The 21790-nt window shown below is 63.6% G+C and carries 19 protein-coding genes; 10 read left to right on the forward strand and 9 right to left on the reverse strand.

Annotated elements, in window-relative coordinates:
• Nucleotides 1-116 precede the first annotated feature (116 nt).
• The 3 genes from EAV90_RS03665 to EAV90_RS03675 are packed head-to-tail and all read left to right on the forward strand — an operon-like array spanning nucleotide 117 to nucleotide 3359.
• Nucleotides 117-1169, forward strand: a complete 1053-nt coding sequence (locus EAV90_RS03665; protein ID WP_129142626.1) for an Ldh family oxidoreductase — start codon at nucleotides 117-119, stop codon at nucleotides 1167-1169.
• Nucleotides 1170-1190: 21 nt separating this feature from the next.
• A complete protein-coding gene (locus tag EAV90_RS03670) occupies nucleotides 1191-2558 on the forward strand; it encodes an LLM class flavin-dependent oxidoreductase (RefSeq protein WP_129142627.1) in 1368 nt (455 codons plus the stop codon).
• A 15-nt stretch (nucleotides 2559-2573) separates the two neighbouring features.
• Nucleotides 2574-3359 carry a fumarylacetoacetate hydrolase family protein gene (locus EAV90_RS03675; RefSeq protein WP_129142628.1) on the forward strand — a complete coding sequence of 262 codons (786 nt, stop codon included), beginning with the start codon at nucleotides 2574-2576 and terminating at the stop codon, nucleotides 3357-3359.
• 8 nt (nucleotides 3360-3367) lie between these two features.
• On the opposite strand, the gene EAV90_RS03680 is transcribed toward EAV90_RS03675, so the two are convergent.
• Nucleotides 3368-4288, reverse strand: coding sequence for a LysR substrate-binding domain-containing protein (locus tag EAV90_RS03680; protein WP_129142629.1), 921 nt, complete (start codon nucleotides 4286-4288; stop codon nucleotides 3368-3370).
• Between the two features lie 103 nt (nucleotides 4289-4391).
• Between EAV90_RS03680 and EAV90_RS03685 the strand changes: the two genes are divergently transcribed.
• Both EAV90_RS03685 and EAV90_RS03690 read left to right on the forward strand, forming a co-directional pair.
• On the forward strand, nucleotides 4392-4817 hold the full coding sequence (locus tag EAV90_RS03685) for a hypothetical protein (RefSeq protein ID WP_129142630.1): 426 nt from the start codon (nucleotides 4392-4394) through the stop codon (nucleotides 4815-4817).
• Between the two features lie 74 nt (nucleotides 4818-4891).
• Nucleotides 4892-5395, forward strand: a complete 504-nt coding sequence (locus tag EAV90_RS03690; protein WP_122400901.1) for a hypothetical protein — start codon at nucleotides 4892-4894, stop codon at nucleotides 5393-5395.
• Nucleotides 5396-5537: 142 nt separating this feature from the next.
• Here EAV90_RS03690 and EAV90_RS03695 read toward each other — a convergent pair whose 3' ends face one another.
• Complete coding sequence (locus tag EAV90_RS03695; RefSeq protein WP_122400900.1) at nucleotides 5538-5993, reverse strand: Lrp/AsnC family transcriptional regulator; 456 nt, start codon at nucleotides 5991-5993, stop codon at nucleotides 5538-5540.
• 154 nt (nucleotides 5994-6147) lie between these two features.
• Here EAV90_RS03695 and EAV90_RS03700 point away from each other — a divergent pair, with 154 nt between their 5' ends.
• Nucleotides 6148-9579: an indolepyruvate ferredoxin oxidoreductase family protein gene (locus EAV90_RS03700; RefSeq protein WP_129142631.1), complete on the forward strand. Its 3432-nt coding sequence runs from the start codon at nucleotides 6148-6150 to the stop codon at nucleotides 9577-9579.
• Nucleotides 9580-9591: 12 nt separating this feature from the next.
• On the opposite strand, the gene EAV90_RS03705 is transcribed toward EAV90_RS03700, so the two are convergent.
• Entirely contained in the window at nucleotides 9592-10503 is a 912-nt protein-coding gene (locus EAV90_RS03705; protein WP_129142632.1) for a LysR family transcriptional regulator, read from the reverse strand.
• Nucleotides 10504-10715: 212 nt separating this feature from the next.
• On the opposite strand from EAV90_RS03705, the gene EAV90_RS03710 reads away from it, so the two are divergent.
• The 3 genes from EAV90_RS03710 (at nucleotide 10716) to EAV90_RS03720 (ending at nucleotide 14113) form a co-directional block, all read left to right on the forward strand.
• The gene (locus tag EAV90_RS03710; protein ID WP_129142633.1) at nucleotides 10716-11897 is read left to right on the forward strand and encodes an HlyD family secretion protein; all 1182 of its coding nucleotides are present in this window, start codon (nucleotides 10716-10718) and stop codon (nucleotides 11895-11897) included.
• Between the two features lie 117 nt (nucleotides 11898-12014).
• Nucleotides 12015-13622, forward strand: a complete 1608-nt coding sequence (locus EAV90_RS03715; RefSeq protein WP_129142634.1) for an MDR family MFS transporter — start codon at nucleotides 12015-12017, stop codon at nucleotides 13620-13622.
• A 29-nt stretch (nucleotides 13623-13651) separates the two neighbouring features.
• Entirely contained in the window at nucleotides 13652-14113 is a 462-nt protein-coding gene (locus EAV90_RS03720) for a carboxymuconolactone decarboxylase family protein (protein WP_122400895.1), read from the forward strand.
• A 129-nt stretch (nucleotides 14114-14242) separates the two neighbouring features.
• Here the strand turns inward: EAV90_RS03720 and EAV90_RS03725 are convergent, their stop codons facing one another.
• From EAV90_RS03725 to EAV90_RS03750, 6 genes are all read right to left on the reverse strand, one after another.
• The gene (locus EAV90_RS03725; RefSeq protein WP_122400894.1) at nucleotides 14243-15103 is read right to left on the reverse strand and encodes a D-amino-acid transaminase; all 861 of its coding nucleotides are present in this window, start codon (nucleotides 15101-15103) and stop codon (nucleotides 14243-14245) included.
• Between the two features lie 187 nt (nucleotides 15104-15290).
• Complete coding sequence (locus tag EAV90_RS03730) at nucleotides 15291-16022, reverse strand: amino acid ABC transporter ATP-binding protein (RefSeq protein WP_122400893.1); 732 nt, start codon at nucleotides 16020-16022, stop codon at nucleotides 15291-15293.
• A gap of 191 nt (nucleotides 16023-16213) precedes the next feature.
• On the reverse strand, nucleotides 16214-16906 hold the full coding sequence (locus EAV90_RS03735) for an amino acid ABC transporter permease (RefSeq protein ID WP_122400892.1): 693 nt from the start codon (nucleotides 16904-16906) through the stop codon (nucleotides 16214-16216).
• A 4-nt stretch (nucleotides 16907-16910) separates the two neighbouring features.
• A complete protein-coding gene (locus tag EAV90_RS03740; protein WP_122400891.1) occupies nucleotides 16911-17642 on the reverse strand; it encodes an amino acid ABC transporter permease in 732 nt (243 codons plus the stop codon).
• Nucleotides 17643-17759: 117 nt separating this feature from the next.
• The gene (locus EAV90_RS03745; RefSeq protein ID WP_129142635.1) at nucleotides 17760-18671 is read right to left on the reverse strand and encodes an amino acid ABC transporter substrate-binding protein; all 912 of its coding nucleotides are present in this window, start codon (nucleotides 18669-18671) and stop codon (nucleotides 17760-17762) included.
• Between the two features lie 87 nt (nucleotides 18672-18758).
• Entirely contained in the window at nucleotides 18759-20144 is a 1386-nt protein-coding gene (locus EAV90_RS03750; protein ID WP_129142636.1) for a M20 family metallopeptidase, read from the reverse strand.
• 266 nt (nucleotides 20145-20410) lie between these two features.
• On the opposite strand from EAV90_RS03750, the gene EAV90_RS03755 reads away from it, so the two are divergent.
• Nucleotides 20411-21790 (forward strand): LLM class flavin-dependent oxidoreductase, encoded by a 1380-nt coding sequence (locus EAV90_RS03755; protein WP_129142637.1) that lies wholly within the window; start codon nucleotides 20411-20413, stop codon nucleotides 21788-21790.

A 21790-nucleotide genomic window follows, 5' to 3' on the forward strand; every position in this document is an offset into this window, starting at 1 on the left:
CTCTTTACGAATTTGCAGCCCTGTGTTGGTTTATGCGAGATTGATATCGCTGCTGCGCTTTGAGACGATGGCACCCAACAAGCAGCCTGTGATGGGCACCAAGCCGAGGGAACGCCATGCCGATCGTCAAGGCCGATCGCCTCACGCGCGTCAGCGCCTTCCTGCTGCGCGCCGCCGGGGCGTCCGAGGAGGAGGCCGATGCTGTCGCAATCGGATGCGTCAACGCCAATCTCGCCGGCCATGATTCCCACGGCGTGATCGCCGTTCCCACCTACATCGACCGCATCAAGGCCGGTCATATCGTTCCCGGCGCCAAGTGGACGATCGTCCAGGAATCGCCGACCACGACCGTGATCGACGGTCATTGGGGCTTTGGCTTTCACGTCAACGCAAAGGCCATGGCGCTGACGATCGAGAAGGCGAAGACCGCGAACGTTGCCGCCTGCACCGTGTTCCGGCAGAGCCATGTCGGCCGCCTCGCCGCCTATCCCTTGATGGCGATGCGCGAAGGCATGATCGGGATTGCAACGGCGGACTCCGGCCGCTCGCCGAAACACGTCGCTCCGTTCGGCGGCAAGGAGGCGCGGCTCGGCACCAACCCGATCTCGATCGCGGTACCGTCCGATCTCGATGCACCCTTCTGTCTGGACATGGCGACTTCGGCGGTGGCGGCCGGCAAGATCCAGCTCGCGGTCGCGCGTGGCGAGGAGATCCCGACGGGATGGATCATCGATGCCGAGGGGCGTCACACCACCGACCCCACCCAATATCGCAAGGGCGGCGCGCTGCTGCCGCTCGGCGGCCGCGAAGGCTACAAGGGCAGCGGCCTCGCCGCCATGGTCGAGGTGCTTTGCGGCCTGCTCACCGGTCTCGGTTTTGGCGTCGAGCCCACGGGGCGTCATAATGACGGCTGCTTCATGGCGGTCTTCAATGTCGCTGCGTTCCGCCCGCTGCAGGAGTTCAAGCGCGAGGTCGCGGAATTCGCGCGCTATCTGAAATCGACGCCGCCGTCCGAGGGCAGCGCGGGCGTCTGCTATCCCGGCGAGATCGAGGGTTTGCGCGAGCAGCAGCGCCTGCGCGACGGCATCGAGATCGAGGATGCCACGTGGGAGAAGCTGCGCACGCTGGCCCGTGAGTACAGGCTCGACACGGTGCTCGATCTGGCCTGACGGCATCAGGAGAACAGCGGCATGAATCGGCAGATGGTACTGGTCGGCTTCCTTCAGGCACAGAACTGCACGAACTTGCCGAGCTCCTGGCGGCATCCGGACTCGCGCGCCGATTCGATGTCGGCAGACTATTATCAGGAGATCGCCAGAATCCTCGAAGCCGGCAAGTTCCACATGGCCTTCTTCGACGACCGCCTGGCGATGCCGGACCGCTATGGAAACGACCACGCCCACACCGTCGAATACGGCATCCGCTGCGTGAAGATGGATCCGCTGATCGTGCTGACCACGATGGGCGTCGTCACCGAGAAGCTCGGCCTTGGCGCGACCTGCTCGACCACCTATTACGAACCGTTCGACGTCGCCCGCCGCTTCGCAACGCTCGACCTGATGTCCGGCGGCCGCGCCGGCTGGAACGTCGTCACCTCGTTGAACGACGGCGAAGCGCTTAACATGGGCCGCGACTCCCATCCCGAACACGATTCCCGCTACGACCGCGCCGATGAGTTCATGGAGGTCGTGCTCGGCCACTGGGACACCTGGGAAGACGGCGCGCTCATCATGGACAAGACCAGCGGCCGCTTTGCCGACCCGACCAAGGTGAAGCGGCTCGACCACCAGGGGCCGGCCTTCAAGTCTCGAGGTCCGTTCACCGTGCCGCGCTCGCAACAAGGCCATCCCGTCATCATCCAGGCCGGTGCATCCGGCCGCGGTCAGCGCTTTGCCGGCCGCTGGGGCGAGGTGATCTTCACCGCCGCGCGCAACCTCGCTGCCGCCAAGGAAGGCTATGCTTCCGTGCGCAACGAGGCCGCAAAAGCCGGCCGCGGTCCCGACCAGATGTTCCTCTGCAACCTGACGACGCCGGTCTGCGCCGCGACCAAGGCGGAGGCCGAGGACAAGATGGCGTTGATCAACAAACTGCCGCTCGAAATCGACGCGCTCTCGCTGCTCGCCGAAGCGCTCAATTATGACTTCGCCTCCAAGGATATCGACGAGCCGTTGACCACGGAAGAGCTGAAGAGCATGCAAGGCATCCTGGGCATCCGCGACGGCGTACTGAAGACGTCAGGCAAGAGCAACCCGAGCGCACGCGACTTCGTCACTTTCTCCGGCCGCGGCCAGGTGCAGGACGCGATGGTCGGCGGTCCCAGGGAGATCGCCGACAGACTTGAAGAGATGTTCGTGGAGCGCGGCTGCGACGGCTTTGTCGTTGCGGCGACTTACGTGCCCGGCTCCTACGCCGATTTCGTGCAACACGTGGTACCGGAATTGCAGCGGCGCGGCCTGTTCCAGAAAGACTATCGCGGCAAGACGTTGCGCGAAAATCTCGGACTGAAACGGCCGGCCGCCGGTGCCTGGAAGATGCAACCGCGCGATGCCGCGGAATAACAACGAGGACGCATCATGCGTTGGTTGAAATTCACCGCCTCGGGCGTGACCTCCTGGGGTCTCGTCGAGAACGACGAAGTCGTCGCGATCGACGGCGATCCGCTCTGTGAATGGCAACGCACCTCGCGCACGTATCCGCTTGGCGACGTCAAGATCGAGCTGCCGTTGATCCCGCGCACCTTCTATTGCGTCGGCCTGAACTATCTGAAGCACCTGAAGGAGGCCGCCGACAAGCGCGGCGAGATTCCGGCGGTCCCCGACCGGCCCGAGATCGGCTACCGCGCGCAGAACGCGCTGATCGCCCACGACGAAGACGTCGTGATCCCTTCCTTTGCAACGGACAAGATCCACTACGAGGGCGAGCTCGTCGTGGTCATCGGCAAGAAGGTGAAGCATCTCACCGAAGCGAACGCGATGGATTGCGTGTTCGGCTACACCATCGGCAACGACGTCAGCGAACGCAGCTGGCAGAAGGCCGACCGCAGCCTGTGGCGCTCGAAGAACGCCGATACGTTCAAGCCGATGGGCCCGTGGATCGAGACCGAAGCCGATCTCGACAAGATGGAGACGATCGTCCGGGTCAACGGCACGGAGACCAATCGCTTCTTGACCGGCGACATGATCTTCGGCGTGGTGCCGTTCCTGGTCGAACTGACGAAGTATTTCACGCTATGGCCCGGTGATGTGATCTGGATGGGCACGGACGGCGCCTCGCCTGACATCAAGCACGGCGATGTCGTCGAGATCGAGATCACCGGCATCGGCACGCTGCGGAACAGGTTCGTGCGGGAGGGGCAATAGCGCAGCGCTCAGCGCGCGGCCCGGGATCGGCCCTTCACGTGATCGATGAAGGCTCTGAGCTTCGGCATGATCTGTCGATGGCTGGGATAGTAGAGAAACACCCCCGGCGTCATCGGCGCGAACTTCTCCAGCACGGCGACGAGTTTTCCCGTTCTGACGGCGTCGGTCGCCAGCGGCCCTGGCACTTGCGCAAGGCCGACGCCTTCGACGGCGGCACCTAGCATCGTCGGGAAGTCATTGGCGATGAAGGGACCTGCAACCGCAATCTCGATCGAACGACCGCCGTCGTTGAGCGACCACGGCGCGAGAGCACCGTTTGATCGCCGCAATCTCAGGCATGCGTGCTCGCGCAGATCGTCCGGCCGCCGCGGCCGGCCGCGGCGTTCAAGGTAGCCCGGGCTGCCCACGATCAGGAAAGGCAACGGTTTCGTCAGGCGGACCGCAACCATGTCCGGGGAGATGAACTGCCCCATCCTGATGCCGGCATCGAAACCACCGGCGGCGAGGTCGACCAGCTCTTCGCTTGCAGCGAGCTCCACCTCGATCTCCGGAAATGCCTGACAGAACGAGGCGACCAGGGGCTCCAGCAGAATCGGCACGACCGACCGCGGGACAGTGAGGCGCAGGAGCCCAGCCGGCCGCTGTCCAAGGTCGCGCGCGGCCCCGCTTGCCGCGACGAGCTCCTCGAAGGCGGGCCTCGCGCGCGCAAAGAACCGCTCGCCGGCCTCGGTCAGACTGACGCTGCGAGTCGTGCGCAGGAACAGCACGGCGCCGACGCGGGCTTCGAGTGCGCGCACCGCCTGGCTGATCGCCGACGGCGTCACCCCGAGCTCGGCAGCCGCCCGGCGGAAACTGCGGTGCTGGGCGACGCTCAGGAACGCCTCCACACCGTCGAGCGCACCCTGCCTGACTGTGAAGTTCTGCTTCATGGCCTATCAATATTATCGCGAATAGTCGCTCTCGCAAAGACGGCCTTACATCAGGATCGCAAATGCGCCGCTGGGTGCGTCCGACATTTGCGACATCGCGGCCATGGCCGCGATCGGAGAGATGAAACCGATGAAGGCAATCCGCAACATCGTCCTGGCACTCACCCTCACACTGACAGGTGTTACCTCCATGGCAGAGCCATCCCTTGCCCAAGCGCAAACCACGTCACCGACAACCGGCGTGATGGTCATTGTGACTGTCAGGCCCGGCATCACACGCGAACAGGTCATGGCGGTGATGCCCGATGAAATCAGGCAAACCACCCAGCTCTATCTCAACGGGATGGTTCGCGAATGGTATTCGCGGTCCGATGGGCGCGGAGCCGTCTTCCTGCTGAGCGTCAAGGATGTCGCCGAAGGGCACGCGATCATGGAAGGCCTGCCGCTGGCCAAGCAGAATCTCATCGACCACGAGTACATCGCGGTCGGTCCGCTCATGCCGCTCCGCCTGCTCATGGCCAAACCCTGAGCGTCGCCACGTCGAGCCGGATCGATAGGCATCGTCCGGGCTCGACAGCAGGGTCAAACATAGGGACTCAGAACGTGCCGCCGAACTTCAATCTTCCATTCGTTCTCAGCGTCGCCGGCGCTTTCCTGACCAGCTCGGTGGTCGCCGCCATCTACGTTTGGCCGGCGATCCGCGTGATGCCGCGCTATGACGCCCTGAGACTCATCGCAGCTTTCCATGCGTTCAGGTTCTTGGGAATGAACTTCATGGTGACCGGATTCGTCTCTGCGGAGTTGAGTTCGCGCTTTGCCGCCGAGGTGGGATGGGGCGATCTTATCGCCGCCGTCCTCGCGCTTCTGTCGATGGCGGCTCTCTCATGGCGATGGTCTATCGCTATCCCTGTGGTCTGGATCTTCAACGTTTGGGGGACGCTCGACCTCCTGAACGCGTACTACATGGGCGCGACGAAGATCCCGGATCCCGGCCTGTTCGGCGCGGGCATTTATATTCCGACCCTCTACGTACCACTGCTGCTCGTCAGCCACGTCCTGGCCTTCATGATTCTGCTCAGGGCCGGAGGAGAGGCAAAAAGTTCGTGAGCTCAGAGAGGATCGCGATCGGTCACATGCCGGCCGCGAGCCTGACATGCGTCCGCAACCACGACGTTCCAGGTATGGTGAGCACATCAGCACCGATGCTGGTTCCGCCAGACGGCGTGAGCCGCGGATCCCTGACCTTGCCTCAAAACGGCAGCGCCACACTCGTCTTGATCTCCTTCAGCACCACATTGCTGCGGACGTAGCGGATGCCGGGAATACGGAACATGAACTCGTCGAGGAAGCGGTTGTAGGCCGCCATATCCTGCACGACGACGCGCAAGTGATAGTCGGCATCGCCCGTGGTCGCGAAGCATTCCAGCACCTCGCGGCGCTTCGTCACCCGCGTAACGAACTCGTCCACGAACTTCGCATCGTGCCGCTCCAGCGAGACGTGAAGGATGGCGGACATCGCAAAGCCCGCCTGCTCGCGCGCGACCAGCGCCGCATAGCCCTGGATGACGCCGCTCTCTTCGAGCGCCCGCACCCGCCGCCAGCAGGCCGAGGTGGACATGCCGACTTCATCCGCGAGCTGCTGGTTGGTCGCACGGCCATCCTTCTGGAGGTGGGCGAGAATGCGCGTGTCCTGCTCTTCGATCATGAACGCCTCTCCAATTCGATCAAACCTACCAAATTCGCCATCACAATGCAAAATTCTACCGAATGCGGCCTTGGTACCGGATAAATAGGTAGGACCTACCAACGACCAAGGCATAACCTTCCATCGTTGGGCAGGATGCCCCGCGAGGTCCGCCATGGACGCCATTCCGTCACTCGATACTTACGAACTCGCTGATCGCTACGATCGCGAGGAGGGCCGCGTCTTCCTCACGGGCACGCAGGCCATCGTCCGCATCGCACTCGATCAGGCGCGTCGCGACCGGGCGAGCGGTCTCAACACCGCGGGCTTAATCTCGGGCTATCGCGGCTCACCACTCGGCGGCATCGATCTCGAGCTGTGGCGCATTCAGGAACGGCTGAAACGGGATCGCATCGAATTCCTGCCGGCCGTCAACGAAGACCTCGCGGCGACCGCGGTGCTTGGCTCGCAGCAGGTCGAGACGCAAGGGGACCGCGAGGTCGATGGCGTGTTCGGGCTCTGGTACGGCAAGGGCCCCGGCGTCGATCGCTCCGGCGATGCGCTCAAGCACGGCAACGCCTATGGCTCCTCGCCGCATGGCGGCGTGCTGGTGGTCGCCGGTGACGATCATGGCTGCGTCTCCTCCTCGATGCCGCACCAGTCAGACGTCGCCTTCATGAGCTGGTTCATGCCGACGCTGCACCCGGCCGATGTCGGCGAATATTTGGCTTTCGGCGAGTATGGCTATGCACTGAGCCGCTTCTCCGGCATGTGGGTCGGCTTCAAGGCGATTTCGGAGATCGTGGAATCAGGCGCATCCGTCGCGCTGCGCCCGCCGCGCGCCTTCCGAATGCCCGACTTCACGCCACCGCCGGGCGGCCTGCACTATCGCTGGCCCGACTTGCCGGGTCCGCAGATCGAGGAACGGCTGGAGGCGAAGAAGCACGCGGTCTATGCCTTCGCCAAGGCCAACCCGATCGATCGCCACATCTACGACATTCCGGACGCGACATACGGCATCGTGACCACAGGCAAGGCGCATCTCGACTTGATGGAGGCGCTGCGGTTGATGGGCCTGGATGAAGCTGCCTGCCGCAGCATCGGCATCGACGTCTACAAGGTCGGCATGGTTTGGCCGCTGGCGCTGCATGACGCCATGGACTTCGTGAAAGGCAAGCGCGAGATCCTCGTGGTCGAGGAGAAGCGCGGCATCATCGAGAGCCAATTCAAGGAATACTTTTACGACTATCCCGGCAGCAAGCCGGAGCGCATGGTGGGCAAGCATGACGAAACCGGCGCAAGGCTGATTTCCTGGATTGGCGAATTGTCGCCGCGGGCCCTCGCTTCCGTGCTGGCGCGCCGGCTCGATCCGATGTTTCCCGGCCTCAATCTCGCGGCCCGCGCAGCCGCCTTAATGCCGGAAGCGGCGCGCACGATCAACGTCAGCGGCGCAACACGCACGCCGTATTTCTGCTCCGGTTGCCCGCACAACACTTCGACAAAAGTGCCTCAGGGATCGAAGGCACTCGCCGGCATCGGCTGCCATTTCATGGCGAGCTGGATGGACCGCGAGACCTCCTCGCTGATCCAGATGGGCGGCGAGGGCGTGAACTGGGCAGCATCGTCGCGATTCACCGGCCACAAGCACATCTTCCAGAACCTCGGCGAAGGCACCTATTATCACTCCGGCTCGATGGCGATCCGGCAGGCGATCGCGGCTGGCGCCAACATCACCTACAAGATCCTGTTCAACGATGCCGTCGCGATGACCGGCGGCCAGCCGGTCGACGGCCCCGTCAGCGTGCATGCCATCGCACACAGCGTCCGCGCCGAAGGCGTGGCACGCATCGCATTGGTGTCGGACGATCCCGCGCAGTTCAGCCCGGCGGACCTGCCCAGCGGCGTGACCATTCACCCCCGCGAGGACATGGACGCCGTGCAGCGCGAACTGCGCGAGATCCCCGGCGTCTCGGTGCTGATCTATCAGCAGACCTGCGCTACCGAGAAGCGGCGCCGGCGCAAGCGCGGACAGATGGTCGATCCCAAGCGCTTCGCCTACATCAACGATCTCGTCTGCGAGGGCTGCGGCGACTGCTCGGTCGAATCCAACTGTCTCAGCGTCGAGCCGAAGGAGACGCCGTTCGGCCGCAAACGCCAGATCAACCTGTCGGCCTGCAACAAGGATTTTTCTTGCCTGAACGGCTTCTGCCCCAGCTTTGTTACCATCGAGGGGGCGACGCGTCGGAAGAAGAGCGCGAGCCAGATCGACGTAGCCGGCCGCGCAGCCACGCTACCCCTACCCGCGCCCGCAACACTCGACCGCCCCTATGACTTGCTTGTCACCGGCGTCGGTGGCACCGGCGTGATCACGGTCGGCGCGCTGATCGGCATGGCCGCGCATCTCGAGCGTCGCGGCGTCTCGGTGCTGGACTTTACCGGTTTTGCGCAAAAATTCGGGCCCGTACTGAGTTACATCCGCATTGCGTCAAGTCCCGACGCGCTGCACCAGGTGCGCATCGACCAGGGTGCGGCCGATGCGCTGATCGGCTGCGACCTCGTCGTCAGCTCTTCGCCGAAGGCGTCCGGCACCTATCGTCGCGGCACGCGCGCCGCGGTCAACACGGCGGAAATGCCGACCGGCGACGTTGTCCGCTTCCGCGATGCCGATCTCGCTTCGCCAGCTCGCCTGCGCGCAATCCGTCAGGTCGTCGGCAATGACAATCTCGACACGATCAATGCCAATGCGCTGGCCGAGCGCCTGCTCGGCGATGCTGTCTATTCCAACATCATCATGCTGGGCTTTGCCTGGCAACGCGGTCTGGTTCCGGTCTCGCTGCAGGCGTTGCTTCGTGCGATCGAGCTCAACGGCGTCGCCGTCGAGCGTAACAAGCAGGCCTTGGCCTGGGGTCGGATCGCCGCGGCCGATCCGGACTTTGTGCCGAAAGCAAACGGTGCGCCCGAAGCCGAGACGCTCGAGCAGCTCATCGCCCGGCGTGCTGAGTTCCTCACGGCCTACCAGAATGCGGCCTATGCGACGCGCTACCAGACGATCGTCGCAAAAGTGCGTAATGCCGAAGCGAACCTGAACAGCGAGGCGCTGACCGAGGCGGTCGCTCGCGCGCTGTTCAAGCTGATGGCCTACAAGGACGAGTACGAGGTGGCGCGACTGCACATGCGAATCGGCTTCCTCGACGAGTTGAAGGGCGAATTCGAGGACGGCTTCACAATCCAGTATCACCTCGCCCCGCCGTTCCTGCCGTCGCGGCGCGATGCACGTGGACGTCCGCGCAAACGTGTCTTCGGCCAATGGATCCAGATGCCTCTGGCCATGCTCGCGCGCTTGAAAGGGTTGCGCGGCACGCCGTTCGATCCGTTCGGCTATACCGCAGAACGGCGCGCTGAGCGCGAACTGATCGCCTGGTATGAGGGCCTGATCGAGCGGATGCTGGGCGAGCTCGACACGGCGCGTCTTCCGGATCTCGTTGCCGTAGCGAAGGCCCCCATGGACATTCGCGGCTATGGGCCCGTGAAAGAGGCTGCGATCGTGTCGGTCAAGACCGAGGTCGAATCCCTGCTCGCGCGGCCGAGAGCGGCGCGAGCGGCCTGAGCGCAGCGTCGCTCATGAATACGGGTTGATCAGCTTCTGCTGCTCGGCGCTGTGGTGCACGAGCAGGTCGATGAAGGTCCTGACTTTCGCCGACAGATGATGACGATGCGGATAGACCGCATTCATGGAGAGCTCGACCGTTCGATATTCCGGCAAGAGGCGGACGAGACGGCCGGCTTCGAGATCGTCCTGAATGAGAAACCCTGCCATCAGGCAGACGGCCGCACCCTCCAGGGCGACCTTGCGCAGTGCTTCGCCGCTATTGGTGACGAAGCTGCCCGAGATACGCACGGCGGCTGGTGTGCCTTTGCGATCAAGGAAACGCCATTCGTCGCCGAACGGATAGTTCAAATGCCGACCACAATTATGCCCGGTGAGCTCGTCGAGCTTCTGCACCCGGCCGTGCTTTTCGATGTAATCGTGGGAGCAGCACAGCACGTGACGCCAGGTGGCTAGGCTCCGCACGATCAGGCTCGAATCGGGCGGCGGGATCATGCGCAGCGCAACGTCGTAGCCTTCCTCGATGAGATCGACATCGGCCTCGCCCATGCGCAGATCGATCTTGAGCTCCGGATAGGTCGACAGCAGTTTCGCCACGACCGGGGCGACGAACGGCACCATATGGGTGGCGACGTGAATGCGCAGCGTGCCGCGAGGCACCGACTGCAATTCGCTCGCGATGTCGTCGGCCTGTTCGATGTCGGCGAGGATCTGGACGCAGCGGTCGTAATAGGCCTTGCCGATCTCGGTCAGATTGACCTTGCGCGTGGTGCGGTGAAGCAGCCTCACCCCGAGCCGGTCTTCCAATGCCTGAATGTGATTGCTCACCATGGTGGTCGACATGTTGAGCTTGCGGGCTGCTGCGGAGAAGCCACCGGTCTCGACCACCCGGCTGAATACTTCGAGGCTGGTCAATCGATCCATGCTTCCCTGCACCAGGATGTACGCATCAGCAGCAATCGCGCGACAGAGGCAGCAATCACTCTGGCGCAGTCGCGAGCCTGACCCGCTAGACATTGCGAACCAAGCCGATGGCTCCGATTATCCACTTGCAACGGATAATCCTTTCAGAATTTTGCCAATTATCATCCGGGCCGGCAAGACCGATAGTCTCAGCGAGCCGACAGGAGACCGCAATGTCCGAGATGCCCCGCACCGAGATCTTCCAGCAAGCGACTGAAATCACTCGCGATTGCTCCAAGGTGCCGCCAGCTATCCCGGCCCGGAACATGGTCCGGCGCGCGGCCTTGGTGCTCGCGCTCCTCGCGGGGACGACAGCCGTGGCCTACTACGGACACGATTACTGGACCAGCGGCCGCTACCTCGAGACCACCGACGACGCCTACGTGAAGGCGGACTCCACGATCATCGCGCCGAAGGTCTCCGGGTACATCGCAAAGGTGCTGGTCGGCGACAACGAGAAGGTCAAGGCAGGCCAGCTGCTGGCCAAGATCGACGACCGCGATTTCAAGGCGGCACTCGACCAAGCCCGCGCCGATGTCGCGGCTGCCGAAGCATCCGTACGCAACATCGATGCCCAGCTCGAACTGCAACAGCCGATCATCGAGCAAAGCACGGCTGATGTCGCTGCTGCGGATGCCAATCTGAAATTCGCGCAGGAGGAGCGCGCCCGCTACGACGACCTGATGAAGTCGGGCTCCGGCACGATCCAGCGTGCGCAGCAGACCGATGCGGCGCTACGCGCCAGCAATGCGCAATTGCAGCACGCCAAATCCGGCCTTCTGGCTGCACAGCGCAAGATCGACGTGCTCACCACGCAGCGCGCCCAGGCCGCGGCCCAGCTCGAGCGTGCCCGTGCGGTCGCGCAGCAGGCGGCGTTGAACCTGTCCTATACCGAGATTACCGCGCCGGTGGACGGCACGATCGGCGCCCGCAGCTTGCGCGTCGGCCAATACGTGCAAGCCGGCACGCAATTGATGGCGGTGGTGCCGCTCGATGCGGTCTATGTCGTTGCCAACTTCAAGGAGACCCAGCTCACGCATGTGCGGCCCGGCCAGCCGGTCGAGCTGCACGTCGACAGTTTCCGCAGTCGGACCCTGCACGGCCGTGTCGATAGCTTGTCGCCGGCGAGCGGGCTCGAATTCGCGCTGCTGCCGCCCGACAACGCGACCGGCAACTTCACCAAGATCGTGCAGCGCGTTCCGGTGAAGATCGTGCTCGACGACCACAGTCTCACCGGCCTGCTGCGCCCCGGCATGTCCGCGGTGCCGACCATCGACACCAAGGCGACGGTGCTGGCCGATCGCGAGACGGCCAAACGTCTCGCCAACAACGACTCCCGCCCCGACGGGAGCTGACGCCGGAAGGCTCCGGCAGGATTGTCAAATCCTGCCGGATGATCCTTCCAGGACTTCCTCGATTATCGAAATCGTCCGCCTATCGCATCCTGTCTCCGTACCCGAGACGAGGCTTCCATGAGCACGCTCCAACCCGCCCTCAACGTCGCATCCGCCGCCACCATTCCCACCCCCGCCGCTCGGGCGGTGCCCGCGAAAACCTGGATCGCTGTGATCGGCGCGACGCTCGGCGCCTTCATGGCGGTGCTGAACATCCAGATCGTCAACGCCTCGCTCGCCGACATCCAGGGCGCGATCGGCGCCGGCATCGACGACGGCGGCTGGATCTCGACCTCGTATCTGATCGCCGAGATCGTGGTGATCCCGCTGTCGGGCTGGCTCGCGCAGGTGTTCTCGATCCGAATCTATCTGCTCACCAATGCGATCCTGTTCCTGGCTCTGTCCGCAGCCTGCGCGCTGGCGCAGGATCTGTCTCAGATGATCGTGCTGCGTGCGATCCAGGGCTTCACCGGCGGCGTGCTGATCCCGATGGCTTTCACGCTGATCATCATGCTGTTACCGCGCGGCAAGCAGCCGGTCGGCCTCGCGCTGTTCGCACTGTCGGCGACGTTCGCACCGGCGATCGGGCCGACCATCGGCGGCTATCTCACCGAGAATTTCGGCTGGAAGTACATCTTCTACGTCAATTTGGTGCCCGGCGCGATCATGGTTGGCATGCTCTGGTACGCGCTCGAGGCCAAGCCGATGAAGCTGTCCCTCCTGCGCGAGGGCGACTGGGCCGGCATCATCACCATGGCGATCGGCCTTTCCGCGCTCCAGACCGTGCTGGAGGAGGGCAACAAGGACGACTGGTTCGGCTCGCCCTTCATCGTCAAGCTGTCGATCATCGCCGCCGTGGCGCTGACCGCCTTCCTCATCATCGAGCTCACGGTGAAGAAGCCACTGTTGAACCTGCGCCTGCTGGTGCGACGCAATTTCGGCTTCGGCATGCTCGCGAACTTCCTGCTCGGCATCGCGCTCTACAGCTCTGTGTTCATCCTGCCGCAATATCTGTCGCGCATCCAGGGCTACAATGCCGAGCAGATCGGCATGGTGCTGGCCTGGACCGGACTGCCGCAGTTGGTGCTGATCCCGCTGGTGCCGCGTCTGATGCAGCGCTTCGATGCGCGGATCATCATCGGCATCGGCTTCGCGCTGTTTGCGGCATCCAATTTCATGAACATCTACATGAGCAACGACTACGCCGCCGACCAGCTGCTGTGGCCCAATGTCGTTCGCGCGGTCGGACAGGCCCTGGTCATGGCGCCGCTGTCGGCCGTGGCGACCGCCGGCATCGAGGCCGAGAATGCCGGTTCGGCTTCCGGCCTGTTCAACATGATGCGCAATCTCGGCGGCGCGGTCGGCATCGCGCTGCTCCAGACCGTGCTGACCAAGCGCGAGCAGTATCACTCCAACGTGCTGATGCAGTCGGTCTCGGTATTCGGGCAGGCGACGCGCACGCGGCTGGAGCAACTCACCCAGTATTTCATCAACCACGGTGTCCTCGACCATGCGGACGCTGCGCATCGCGCCTATGTCGCGGTCGGCCGTATCGTGCAGAAGCAGGCCTATGTCCTCGCCTTCAGCGACACCTTCTATCTGCTCGGCATGGCGCTGATCGTGGCGCTGCTCGCCGTCCTCTTCCTGAAGAGGCCCGGCCACACCGCGGCCGGTTGTGCCCACTGATTTCACCCCAGCAAGCAAGGAGAACGACCATGAAGCCCCGTATGAACTTCTACCAGGCCGCACCCGACACGATGAAGGCGCTGATGGCGCTGGAAGAGCAGATCCAGTCGACAGGCCTGGAGAAATCGCTGATCGAGCTGGTCAAGATCCGGGCATCGCAGATCAACGGCTGCGCCTTCTGCATCAACATGCATACTGAGGACGCCCGCAAGCGCGGCGAGACGGAGCAGCGCATCTACCTGCTGAATGCCTGGCGCGAATCCCCGCTCTATTCCGACCGCGAGCGCGCCGCGCTGGCCTGGACGGAGGCGGTGACGCTGATCTCAGAGACGCACGCGCCGGACGACGTCTACGAACAGGTTCGCGCGCAATTCTCCGACGCGGAGACAGTGAACCTGACCATGCTGATCGGGGCGATCAACGCCTGGAACAGGATCGCGATCGCGTTCCGCGCGGTACATCCGGTAAAGGTGAAGGCGTCGGTGGCGTAGGGGCGTGCGCCTCAGCGCAGGTTTCGTACGGTGGGCAAAGGCGCACTTGCGCCGTGCCCACCATCTCTCCATGAATCCAACAGAAGACGTGGGCACGCCTCGCTTTGCCCACCGATAGCGGAGTGCGGCTCAGACCGCCGTCGCCTTGGCGAACTCCACGTAGATCTCGCGCAGCCGCGTTGCCATCGGGCCGGGCTCGCCATTACCGATCTTCTTGCCGTCGATCGCGACCACCGGCTGCACGAAGGAGGATGCGCTGGTGATGAAGGCTTCCTTGGCGGCAAGCGCCTCGGCGACGGTGAAGGACCGCTCTTCGACACGGAGCTGGCGCTCCTCGGCAAGCGCGATCACGGCTTTGCGGGTGCAGCCCGGCAGGATCGCGTTGGAGTTCTTGCGGGTGACGATGACATCGTCCTTGGTGAGAATGAACGCCGAGGACGAGCCGCCTTCGGTGACATAGCCGTCTTGCAGCATCCAGGCTTCGCCGGCGCCTGCTTCGGCCGCAGCCTGCTTCGCCAGCACCTGCGCTAGCAGCGCGACGCTCTTGATGTCGCGGCGCTCCCAACGGATGTCGGGCACCGTGATCACATTGATGCCGGTCTTTGCCACCGGAGCGTTGATGATGTCCTTCTCCGAGGTGAACATCACCAGGCTCGACTTGACGTCGCCCTTGGGGAACGGGAAGTCGCGGCCCTTGTCGGCGCCACGCGTGACCTGGAGGTAGACGAGGCCGCTTTCGAGCTTGTTGCGCGCGATCAGCTCCTTCTGCAGCTCGGTGATGCGCTCGACCGTCTCGGGCAGCTTCAGCTTGATCTCGCCGACAGACCGCTCCAGCCGCGCGAGATGCGAGGCATTGTCGACCAGCTTGCCGTCCAGCACCGCCGAGACCTCGTAGATGCCGTCGGCGAACAGGAAGCCGCGATCAAGGATCGAGATTTTGGCTTCCGAGAGCGGGACGAATGAGCCGTTGACATAGGCGAGCGGGTCCAAGGCAAGTCTCCTGGCGGGAAAGGGAATTTGGCCATCGGTATAGGAGATTTGCCGGGCCCGATAAACCCTCGATCCGTCATTCCGGGGCATTCGCAAAGCGAATGAGCCCGGAATCCATCTCACATCGCGTACGGCCGCCAAATGGATTCCGGGCTCGCGACTGCGTCGCGCCCCGGACTGGCAACGTCTAATGCGACAGAATCTTCGACAAGAACTTCTGCGCGCGGTCACTGCGGGGCTTGCCGAAGAAGTCTTCCTTCGGAGCGTCCTCGACGATTTCACCGCGGTCCATGAAGATGACGCGGTTGGCGACCTTGCGGGCGAAGCCCATCTCATGGGTCACGACCATCATGGTCATGCCTTCGCGGGCAAGATCGACCATGACGTCGAGCACTTCGCTGACCATTTCGGGGTCGAGCGCCGAGGTCGGCTCGTCGAACAGCATCACGATCGGATCCATCGCGAGCGCGCGGGCAATCGCAACACGCTGCTGCTGGCCGCCGGAGAGTTGCGCGGGAAACTTCTGCGCCTGCTCTTTAAGCCCGACGCGCTCCAGCAGTTGCATGCCCTTGGTGACCGACTTGTCGTGGCCACGGCCAAGCACCTTCTCCTGGGCGAGGCAGAGATTGTCGATGATCTTGAGGTGCGGAAACAGCTCGAAATGCTGAAACACCATTCCGACGCGCGAGCGCAGTTTCGGCAGATTGGTCTTGGGATCATTGACCTTGGTGCCATCGACCAGGATGTCGCCGCTCTGGAACGGCTCCAGCGCATTGACGCATTTGATCAGGGTCGACTTGCCCGAGCCGGAGGGACCGCAGACCACGACCACCTCGCCCTTGGTGACGCTGGTGGTGCAGTCGGTCAGCACCTGGAAACTCGGGCTGTACCATTTGTTGACGTGGCTGATTTCGATCATGTGTTTCTCAAGCGCCTCAGCAGTCTCGATTCACCTCTCCCACGGGGAGAGGTCGGCGCGAAGCGCCGGGTGAGGGGTACAGGTCCATCGTCGGGGCGAAACCCCTCACGCGGATCGCTCGCGCGATCCGACCTCTCCCTGTGGGAGAAGTGAAGGGCACCTCATTTCGGAATCTGGAGTTCACGATCCACCTAGCGAATGATGGCGATGCGCGCCTGGAGACGGCGGACGCCAAAGGACGCGATACAGGAAATGGTAAAGTAGACGACTGCTGCGAACAGGTACATTTCGACGAGGCGCCCGTCGCGCTGGGCGACCTTGCTCGCCGCGCCGAGGAAGTCGGTGATCGACAGCACGTAGACCAGCGAGGTGTCCTGGAACAGCACGATGGTCTGCGTGATCAGCACCGGCAGCATGTTGCGGAAGGCCTGCGGCAGCACGACGTAGCGCATGGTCTGGGCGTAGGTCAGGCCCAGCGCACTCGCCGCGGCCGGCTGGCCGCGCGAGATCGACTGGATGCCGGCGCGCATGATCTCGGAGAAGTACGCCGCCTCGAACATGATGAAGGTGATGAGCGAGGAGGCGAACGCACCGACGCTGATCGGGCGCGAGGCGCCGGTCAGCCATTGCCCGATATAGGGCACCAGGAAGTAGAACCAGAAGATGACCAGCACCAGCGGAAGCGAGCGCATGAAGTCGACATAGATGCCGGCGATCCGGCCGAGCAGCTTGAGGCCGGAGAGGCGCATCAGGGCAAGCGCCGTGCCGAAGATCAGGCCGCCGAGAGCTGCGAGCCCCGTCAGCGTCAGCGTGAACGTCATGCCCTCATAAAACAGGTAGGGCAGCGCGCGGCGGATGACGTCGAAATCGAAGTTGCCGAGCATGGCGCTATTTCCCCGTGATGTAGCCGGGGATCGCGACCCAGCGCTCGAGGAAGCGCATCGCGGTCACGACGACGGCGTTGACGAGGAGATAGAGGATGGTCGCGGCGGTGAAGGCCTCGAACACCTGGAACGAGAATTCCTGCATCGAGCGCGCCTGTCCGGTCAGCTCGAGCAGGCCGATGGTGATTGCGACCGCGGTGTTCTTGATGGTGTTGAGGAACTCGGAGGTCAACGGCGGCAAGATAATGCGGAAGGCCATCGGCAGCAGCACGTAGCGATAGCCCTGCACCGTGGTGAGGCCGAGCGCGGTCGCCGCCATCCTCTGCCCACGCGGCAGCGAGGAGATGCCCGCCTGCAACTGCACGGCCACGCGTGCCGACATGAAGAAACCGACGCCGATCGCAGCCGTCCAGAACGGCGCGTTCGGCAGCTGCTTCAGCCAAGTGCCCGCACCTTTTGGCAGCAGTTCCGGCAGCACGAAGAACCACAGGAACAGCTGCACGAGCAGCGGCATGTTGCGGAAGAACTCGACATAAAGGAAGCCGAACCAGTTGGCGCCCTTCGACGGCAGCGTGCGCATGACGCCGACGATCGAGCCGGTGATCAACGCGATGATCCAGGCCAGCGCCGCCGTCTTGAGAGTCAGCGCCAAACCCGACAACAGCATGTCGAGATAGGTGCCGGTCCCCATCGGGTTCGGCTGGAAAAAGATTCCCCAGTTCCAGTTGTAGTTCACGTGTCCCCCGCGCGAACGCGCCAGCCATGGATGTCCTGAGCGCCTATGCAAATGTCCGGCCACCCTGGTGTCAAGAGTGGCCGGACATGATCCCGATCGAAAGATCGAGGCTTTATCTTACTTGTAGTCGTCCGGGTTCGGCGAGTCCGTCGGCTTGGCGAACTCGTTCTTCAGCTCGGCCGAGATCGGGGTGTTGAGGTTCAGGCCCTTCGGCGGGATCTTCTGGGTGAACCACTTGTCGTAGATCTTCTGAGCCTCGCCCGAGGTGTAGAGCGCGGCGGTCGCAGCATCCACCACCTTCTTGAAGGCGGGATCGTCCTTGCGCAGCATGATGCCGTAGGGCTCGGGCTTGGAGAACGCGTCCTTGGAGACGGCGTAGTCGTCCGGGTTCTTCGAGCCGGCGACGAGGCTCGCGAGCAGGATGTCGTCCATCACGAAGGCGACCGCACGGTCGGTCTCGACCATCAGGAAGGCCTCGGCGTGATCCTTGGCCGGGATGATGTTTGCGCCGAGTCCCTTCGCGACGTTGGCTTCGGTGAGCTGCTTGATGTTGGTGGTGCCGGCGGTCGAGACCACGGTCTTGCCCTTGAGGTCGTCGATCGACTTCAAGCCGCTCGACTTCTTGAAGACGTAGCGGCTGGCGGTCAGGAAGTGGGTATTGGTGAAGGCGACCTGCTTCTGGCGCTCGGCATTGTTGGTGGTCGAGCCGCATTCGAGGTCGATGGTGCCGTTGGCCATCAGCGGGATGCGCGTCGCCGAGGTCACCGGGTTGAGCTTGACCTCGAGCTTGTCGAGCTTGAGCTCCTTCTTCACGGCCTCGACGATCTTGTAGCAGATGTCCATCGCGAACCCGACGGGCTTCTGGTTGTCGTCCAGATAGGAGAACGGGATCGAGGAATCGCGGAAGCCGAGCGTGATCGCGCCGGTGTCCTTGATGTTCTTCAGCGTGCCGGTCAGCTCCTGCGCCCCGGCCTGGCTGACGACGAAGGTTGCGGCGAGCGCGAGCCCGATGTGACGGAAATGTTTCACGTTTTTCTTCCCCTTTCGGATGATGCGGCCCGGATGCAAGCACAAATCGAGCCGGATTAGAATGTAACTTTCGGCTGGATTATCGGCTCAGGTTAACGGCGCCGGCAACTCGCCGAGATCCCAGAACAGCCCGGCCATCACCGTCAAGGCCTCTTCGGTCAACGGCAGCAGGATGTGCTCATTGGGCGCATGCTGGGAGCAGCCGGGATAGGAGTGCGGGACCCAGATCGTCGGCAGGCCCAGGACCTCGGAGAACACGTCATTGGGCAGCGAGCCGCCAAAGTTCGGCAGCACGGCCGGCGCCTTGCCGGTGGTCTCCTGCACCGAATCCGCCGCCCATTTTATCCACGGGCTGTCGAAATCGGTGCGCGATGCAGCAAAACTCTGCGCCGCGCGCACCTCGACCATTGGAAACCCCTTCTGGACCAGATGCGCGCGGATCGCCTCGATCAGCCCGTCAATTTTGGTGCCGACGACGAAACGCAGTTGCAGCACGGCACTGGCGCGGCCGGGAATGGCGTTCGCCGGCTTCTCGATATTGCCCGACGACATCGCCAGCACCTCGAGCGTATTCCAGGCGTAGAGCCGTTCGGCCGCCGACAACCCCTCCTCGCCCCAGTTCTCGGCCAGCGCCGGCTCGTCCGCTGTCGGCACCACCTCAACGTCGGCGAGATAGCTGCGGATTTGGTTGGTGAGCCGCGGCGGCTTCAGGGCCTCGAGCTGGAGGCGGCCATGACCGTCGACCAGGGTCGAGATCGCGTTGACCAGGATGGTCGCGGGGTTGGCGAGCACGCCGCCCCAATTGCCGGAATGATGCCCGCCATCGCGCAAATTCACGTCGAGATGAATGCGGATGCCGCCGCGGCAGCCTAGAAACAGCGTCGGCCGATCGGCCGACAGGCGTGGGCCGTCGGAGGCCATGAACAGGTCGGCCTTGAGCGCATCGCGATTGAGATCGCAGACCTTGCCGAGATCGGGCGAGCCGATCTCCTCGCCCATCTCGATGATGAACTTGGCGTTGAACCCGAGCTTGCCGCCGCGCGCGTCGCGCACCGCACGGAGCGCGGCCATGTTGATGCTGTGCTGGCCCTTGTTGTCGGCGGTGCCGCGGCCATAGAGGCGCGTACCCGCAATTGTCGTGCGCCAGGGATCGCGCCCCTCGCGCCACTCGCCTTCCATGCCGTCGACGACATCGCCATGGCCGTAGACCAGCACGGTCGGCGCGGACGCACTCTCGTGATGCTCGGCGAACAGGAACGGCGCCTTGCCGCTTGGGGATTCGACGATGCGGCTGGTGAAGTCGAGCGCGGCGAAGGCCGGCTGCATCTCCTGCTCCAGATAGGCTCGCAGCTCGGGGCCGCGCGACGGATTCTGGCTTTCGGTCCGATACGCGACGCGGCGGTCGAGTTCAGCGAGGAACGCACCGGATTTGAAATCGTCGCGGGCGCGGGCGATGGCGTCGGCTCTGGTCATTGCTTTCGTTTTCAAGGTTTCGATGCCGGCGAACGTAGCGAGGTACATAGGCCGTCGAAAGTGGCGGGGCGTTGGATCGTTCTTGGGCGGTTCTTGGGCGGTTCTTGGGATTTCGTTCTTGCTCGCTTGAGATTGGCTCGCCAAGCGCGGCGCACCGCTGATTTTGACCTTGCCAATCCCCAAACATATGCAAGAACTTCGCCAAGTTGGGGCGCACAAATCTATCATTCGAAGAGCGCTCAGTACAGGGCGCCGAGGGGACCAGCATGGCCAAAGAGATCAGGCTCAACGCCTTTGCGATGAATTGCGTCGCACACCAGTCACCGGGCCTTTGGACCCATCCGCGCGACCGCACCGCCGAGTATAACCGCCTGCCCTACTGGATCGATCTCGCCAAGACGCTGGAGCGCGGCCGTTTCGACGGGCTGTTCCTGGCGGACGTGCTCGGGGTCTACGATGTCTATGGCAACAGCCCTGACGCAGCCTTGCGCAATGCAGCACAGACGCCGTCGAACGAGCCGCTGCTGCTGCTCTCGGCGATGGCCGCGGTGACGCAAAATCTCGGTTTCGGCGTCACCAGCAATCTGTCGTTCGAGCCGCCCTACCCGTTCGCGCGGCGGATGTCGACGCTGGATCATCTCACCGAGGGACGCATCGGCTGGAACGTCGTCACCGGCTATCTCGACAGCGCCGCGCGCGGTGCCGGCAAGGACAAGCAGACCGGACATGACGACCGCTACGACATCGCCGACGAATATATGGAGGTGGTGTACAAGCTCTGGGAAGGAAGCTGGGAGGACGATGCCGTGCTGCGCGACCGGACGCGCGGCATCTTTACCGATCCCGCAAAAGTTCATCGCGTCAATCACGAGGGCGCGAACTACCGCATCAACAACACCATTCACCTCAGCGAGCCATCGCCGCAGCGCACGCCCGTGCTGTACCAGGCCGGCACCTCGCCGCGCGGCCGCCAGTTCGCCGCACGCCATGCCGAGTGCGTCTTCATGTCGGGACCGTCGGCCAAGGTGATCGCGCCGCGCGTCTCAGCGATCCGGCAAGAGGCCGCTGCGCTCGGCCGCAACCCGGCGGAGATCCTGATGTTCTCGATGATGACGATCATCCTTGGACGGACGGAAGCCGAAGCCAGGGAGAAATACGCCGACTGCCGCCGTCACATCAGCCCCGAGGGAGCGCTGGCGCTGATGTCGGGATGGACCGGCGTCGACTTCTCCGGCTACGACCTCGACCAGCAGGTGCGCCATGTCCAGAACGACGCCGGCCGCAGCGCGATGGACAACGTCACCCGCGCTGATCCTGATCGCATCTGGACGGTGCGCGATGTGATCGAGCATGTCGGCATCGGCGGCGCCGGTCCGGTCGTGGTCGGCACGCCCGAGATGGTCGCTGATAAAATCGAGGACTGGTTCGAGAAGACCGACGTTGACGGTCTCAACGTCGCGTTCGCGATCTCACCCGGCGATTTCGAGGACATCGCCGATATGCTGGTGCCGGAGCTGACCCGGCGCGGGCGGTACAAGAGCGATTATGCCAAGGGTACGCTGCGGGAGAAGCTGTTCGGTGAGGGGCGCGCGAGGCTCGACGGGCCGCATCCGGCCGCAGGGTATCGGGTGGGGAGGAAAAGATAG

The sequence above is a fragment of the Bradyrhizobium vignae genome (assembly GCF_004114425.1).
Classification (GTDB): domain Bacteria; phylum Pseudomonadota; class Alphaproteobacteria; order Rhizobiales; family Xanthobacteraceae; genus Bradyrhizobium; species Bradyrhizobium vignae.

Excerpts from the sequence above, each read along its gene's own strand:
- EAV90_RS03665 (WP_129142626.1), top strand. The coding sequence starts at position 117 with ATGCCGATCGTCAAGGCCGATCGCCTCACGCGCGTCAGCGCCTTCCTG.
- EAV90_RS03670 (WP_129142627.1), top strand. The coding sequence starts at position 1,191 with ATGAATCGGCAGATGGTACTGGTCGGCTTCCTTCAGGCACAGAACTGC.
- EAV90_RS03675 (WP_129142628.1), top strand. The coding sequence starts at position 2,574 with ATGCGTTGGTTGAAATTCACCGCCTCGGGCGTGACCTCCTGGGGTCTC.
- EAV90_RS03680 (WP_129142629.1), bottom strand. The coding sequence starts at position 4,288 with ATGAAGCAGAACTTCACAGTCAGGCAGGGTGCGCTCGACGGTGTGGAG.
- EAV90_RS03685 (WP_129142630.1), top strand. The coding sequence starts at position 4,392 with ATGGCCGCGATCGGAGAGATGAAACCGATGAAGGCAATCCGCAACATC.
- EAV90_RS03695 (WP_122400900.1), bottom strand. The coding sequence starts at position 5,993 with ATGATCGAAGAGCAGGACACGCGCATTCTCGCCCACCTCCAGAAGGAT.
- EAV90_RS03700 (WP_129142631.1), top strand. The coding sequence starts at position 6,148 with ATGGACGCCATTCCGTCACTCGATACTTACGAACTCGCTGATCGCTAC.
- EAV90_RS03705 (WP_129142632.1), bottom strand. The coding sequence starts at position 10,503 with ATGGATCGATTGACCAGCCTCGAAGTATTCAGCCGGGTGGTCGAGACC.
- EAV90_RS03710 (WP_129142633.1), top strand. The coding sequence starts at position 10,716 with ATGTCCGAGATGCCCCGCACCGAGATCTTCCAGCAAGCGACTGAAATC.
- EAV90_RS03715 (WP_129142634.1), top strand. The coding sequence starts at position 12,015 with ATGAGCACGCTCCAACCCGCCCTCAACGTCGCATCCGCCGCCACCATT.
- EAV90_RS03720 (WP_122400895.1), top strand. The coding sequence starts at position 13,652 with ATGAAGCCCCGTATGAACTTCTACCAGGCCGCACCCGACACGATGAAG.
- EAV90_RS03730 (WP_122400893.1), bottom strand. The coding sequence starts at position 16,022 with ATGATCGAAATCAGCCACGTCAACAAATGGTACAGCCCGAGTTTCCAG.
- EAV90_RS03735 (WP_122400892.1), bottom strand. The coding sequence starts at position 16,906 with ATGCTCGGCAACTTCGATTTCGACGTCATCCGCCGCGCGCTGCCCTAC.
- EAV90_RS03750 (WP_129142636.1), bottom strand. The coding sequence starts at position 20,144 with ATGACCAGAGCCGACGCCATCGCCCGCGCCCGCGACGATTTCAAATCC.
- EAV90_RS03755 (WP_129142637.1), top strand. The coding sequence starts at position 20,411 with ATGGCCAAAGAGATCAGGCTCAACGCCTTTGCGATGAATTGCGTCGCA.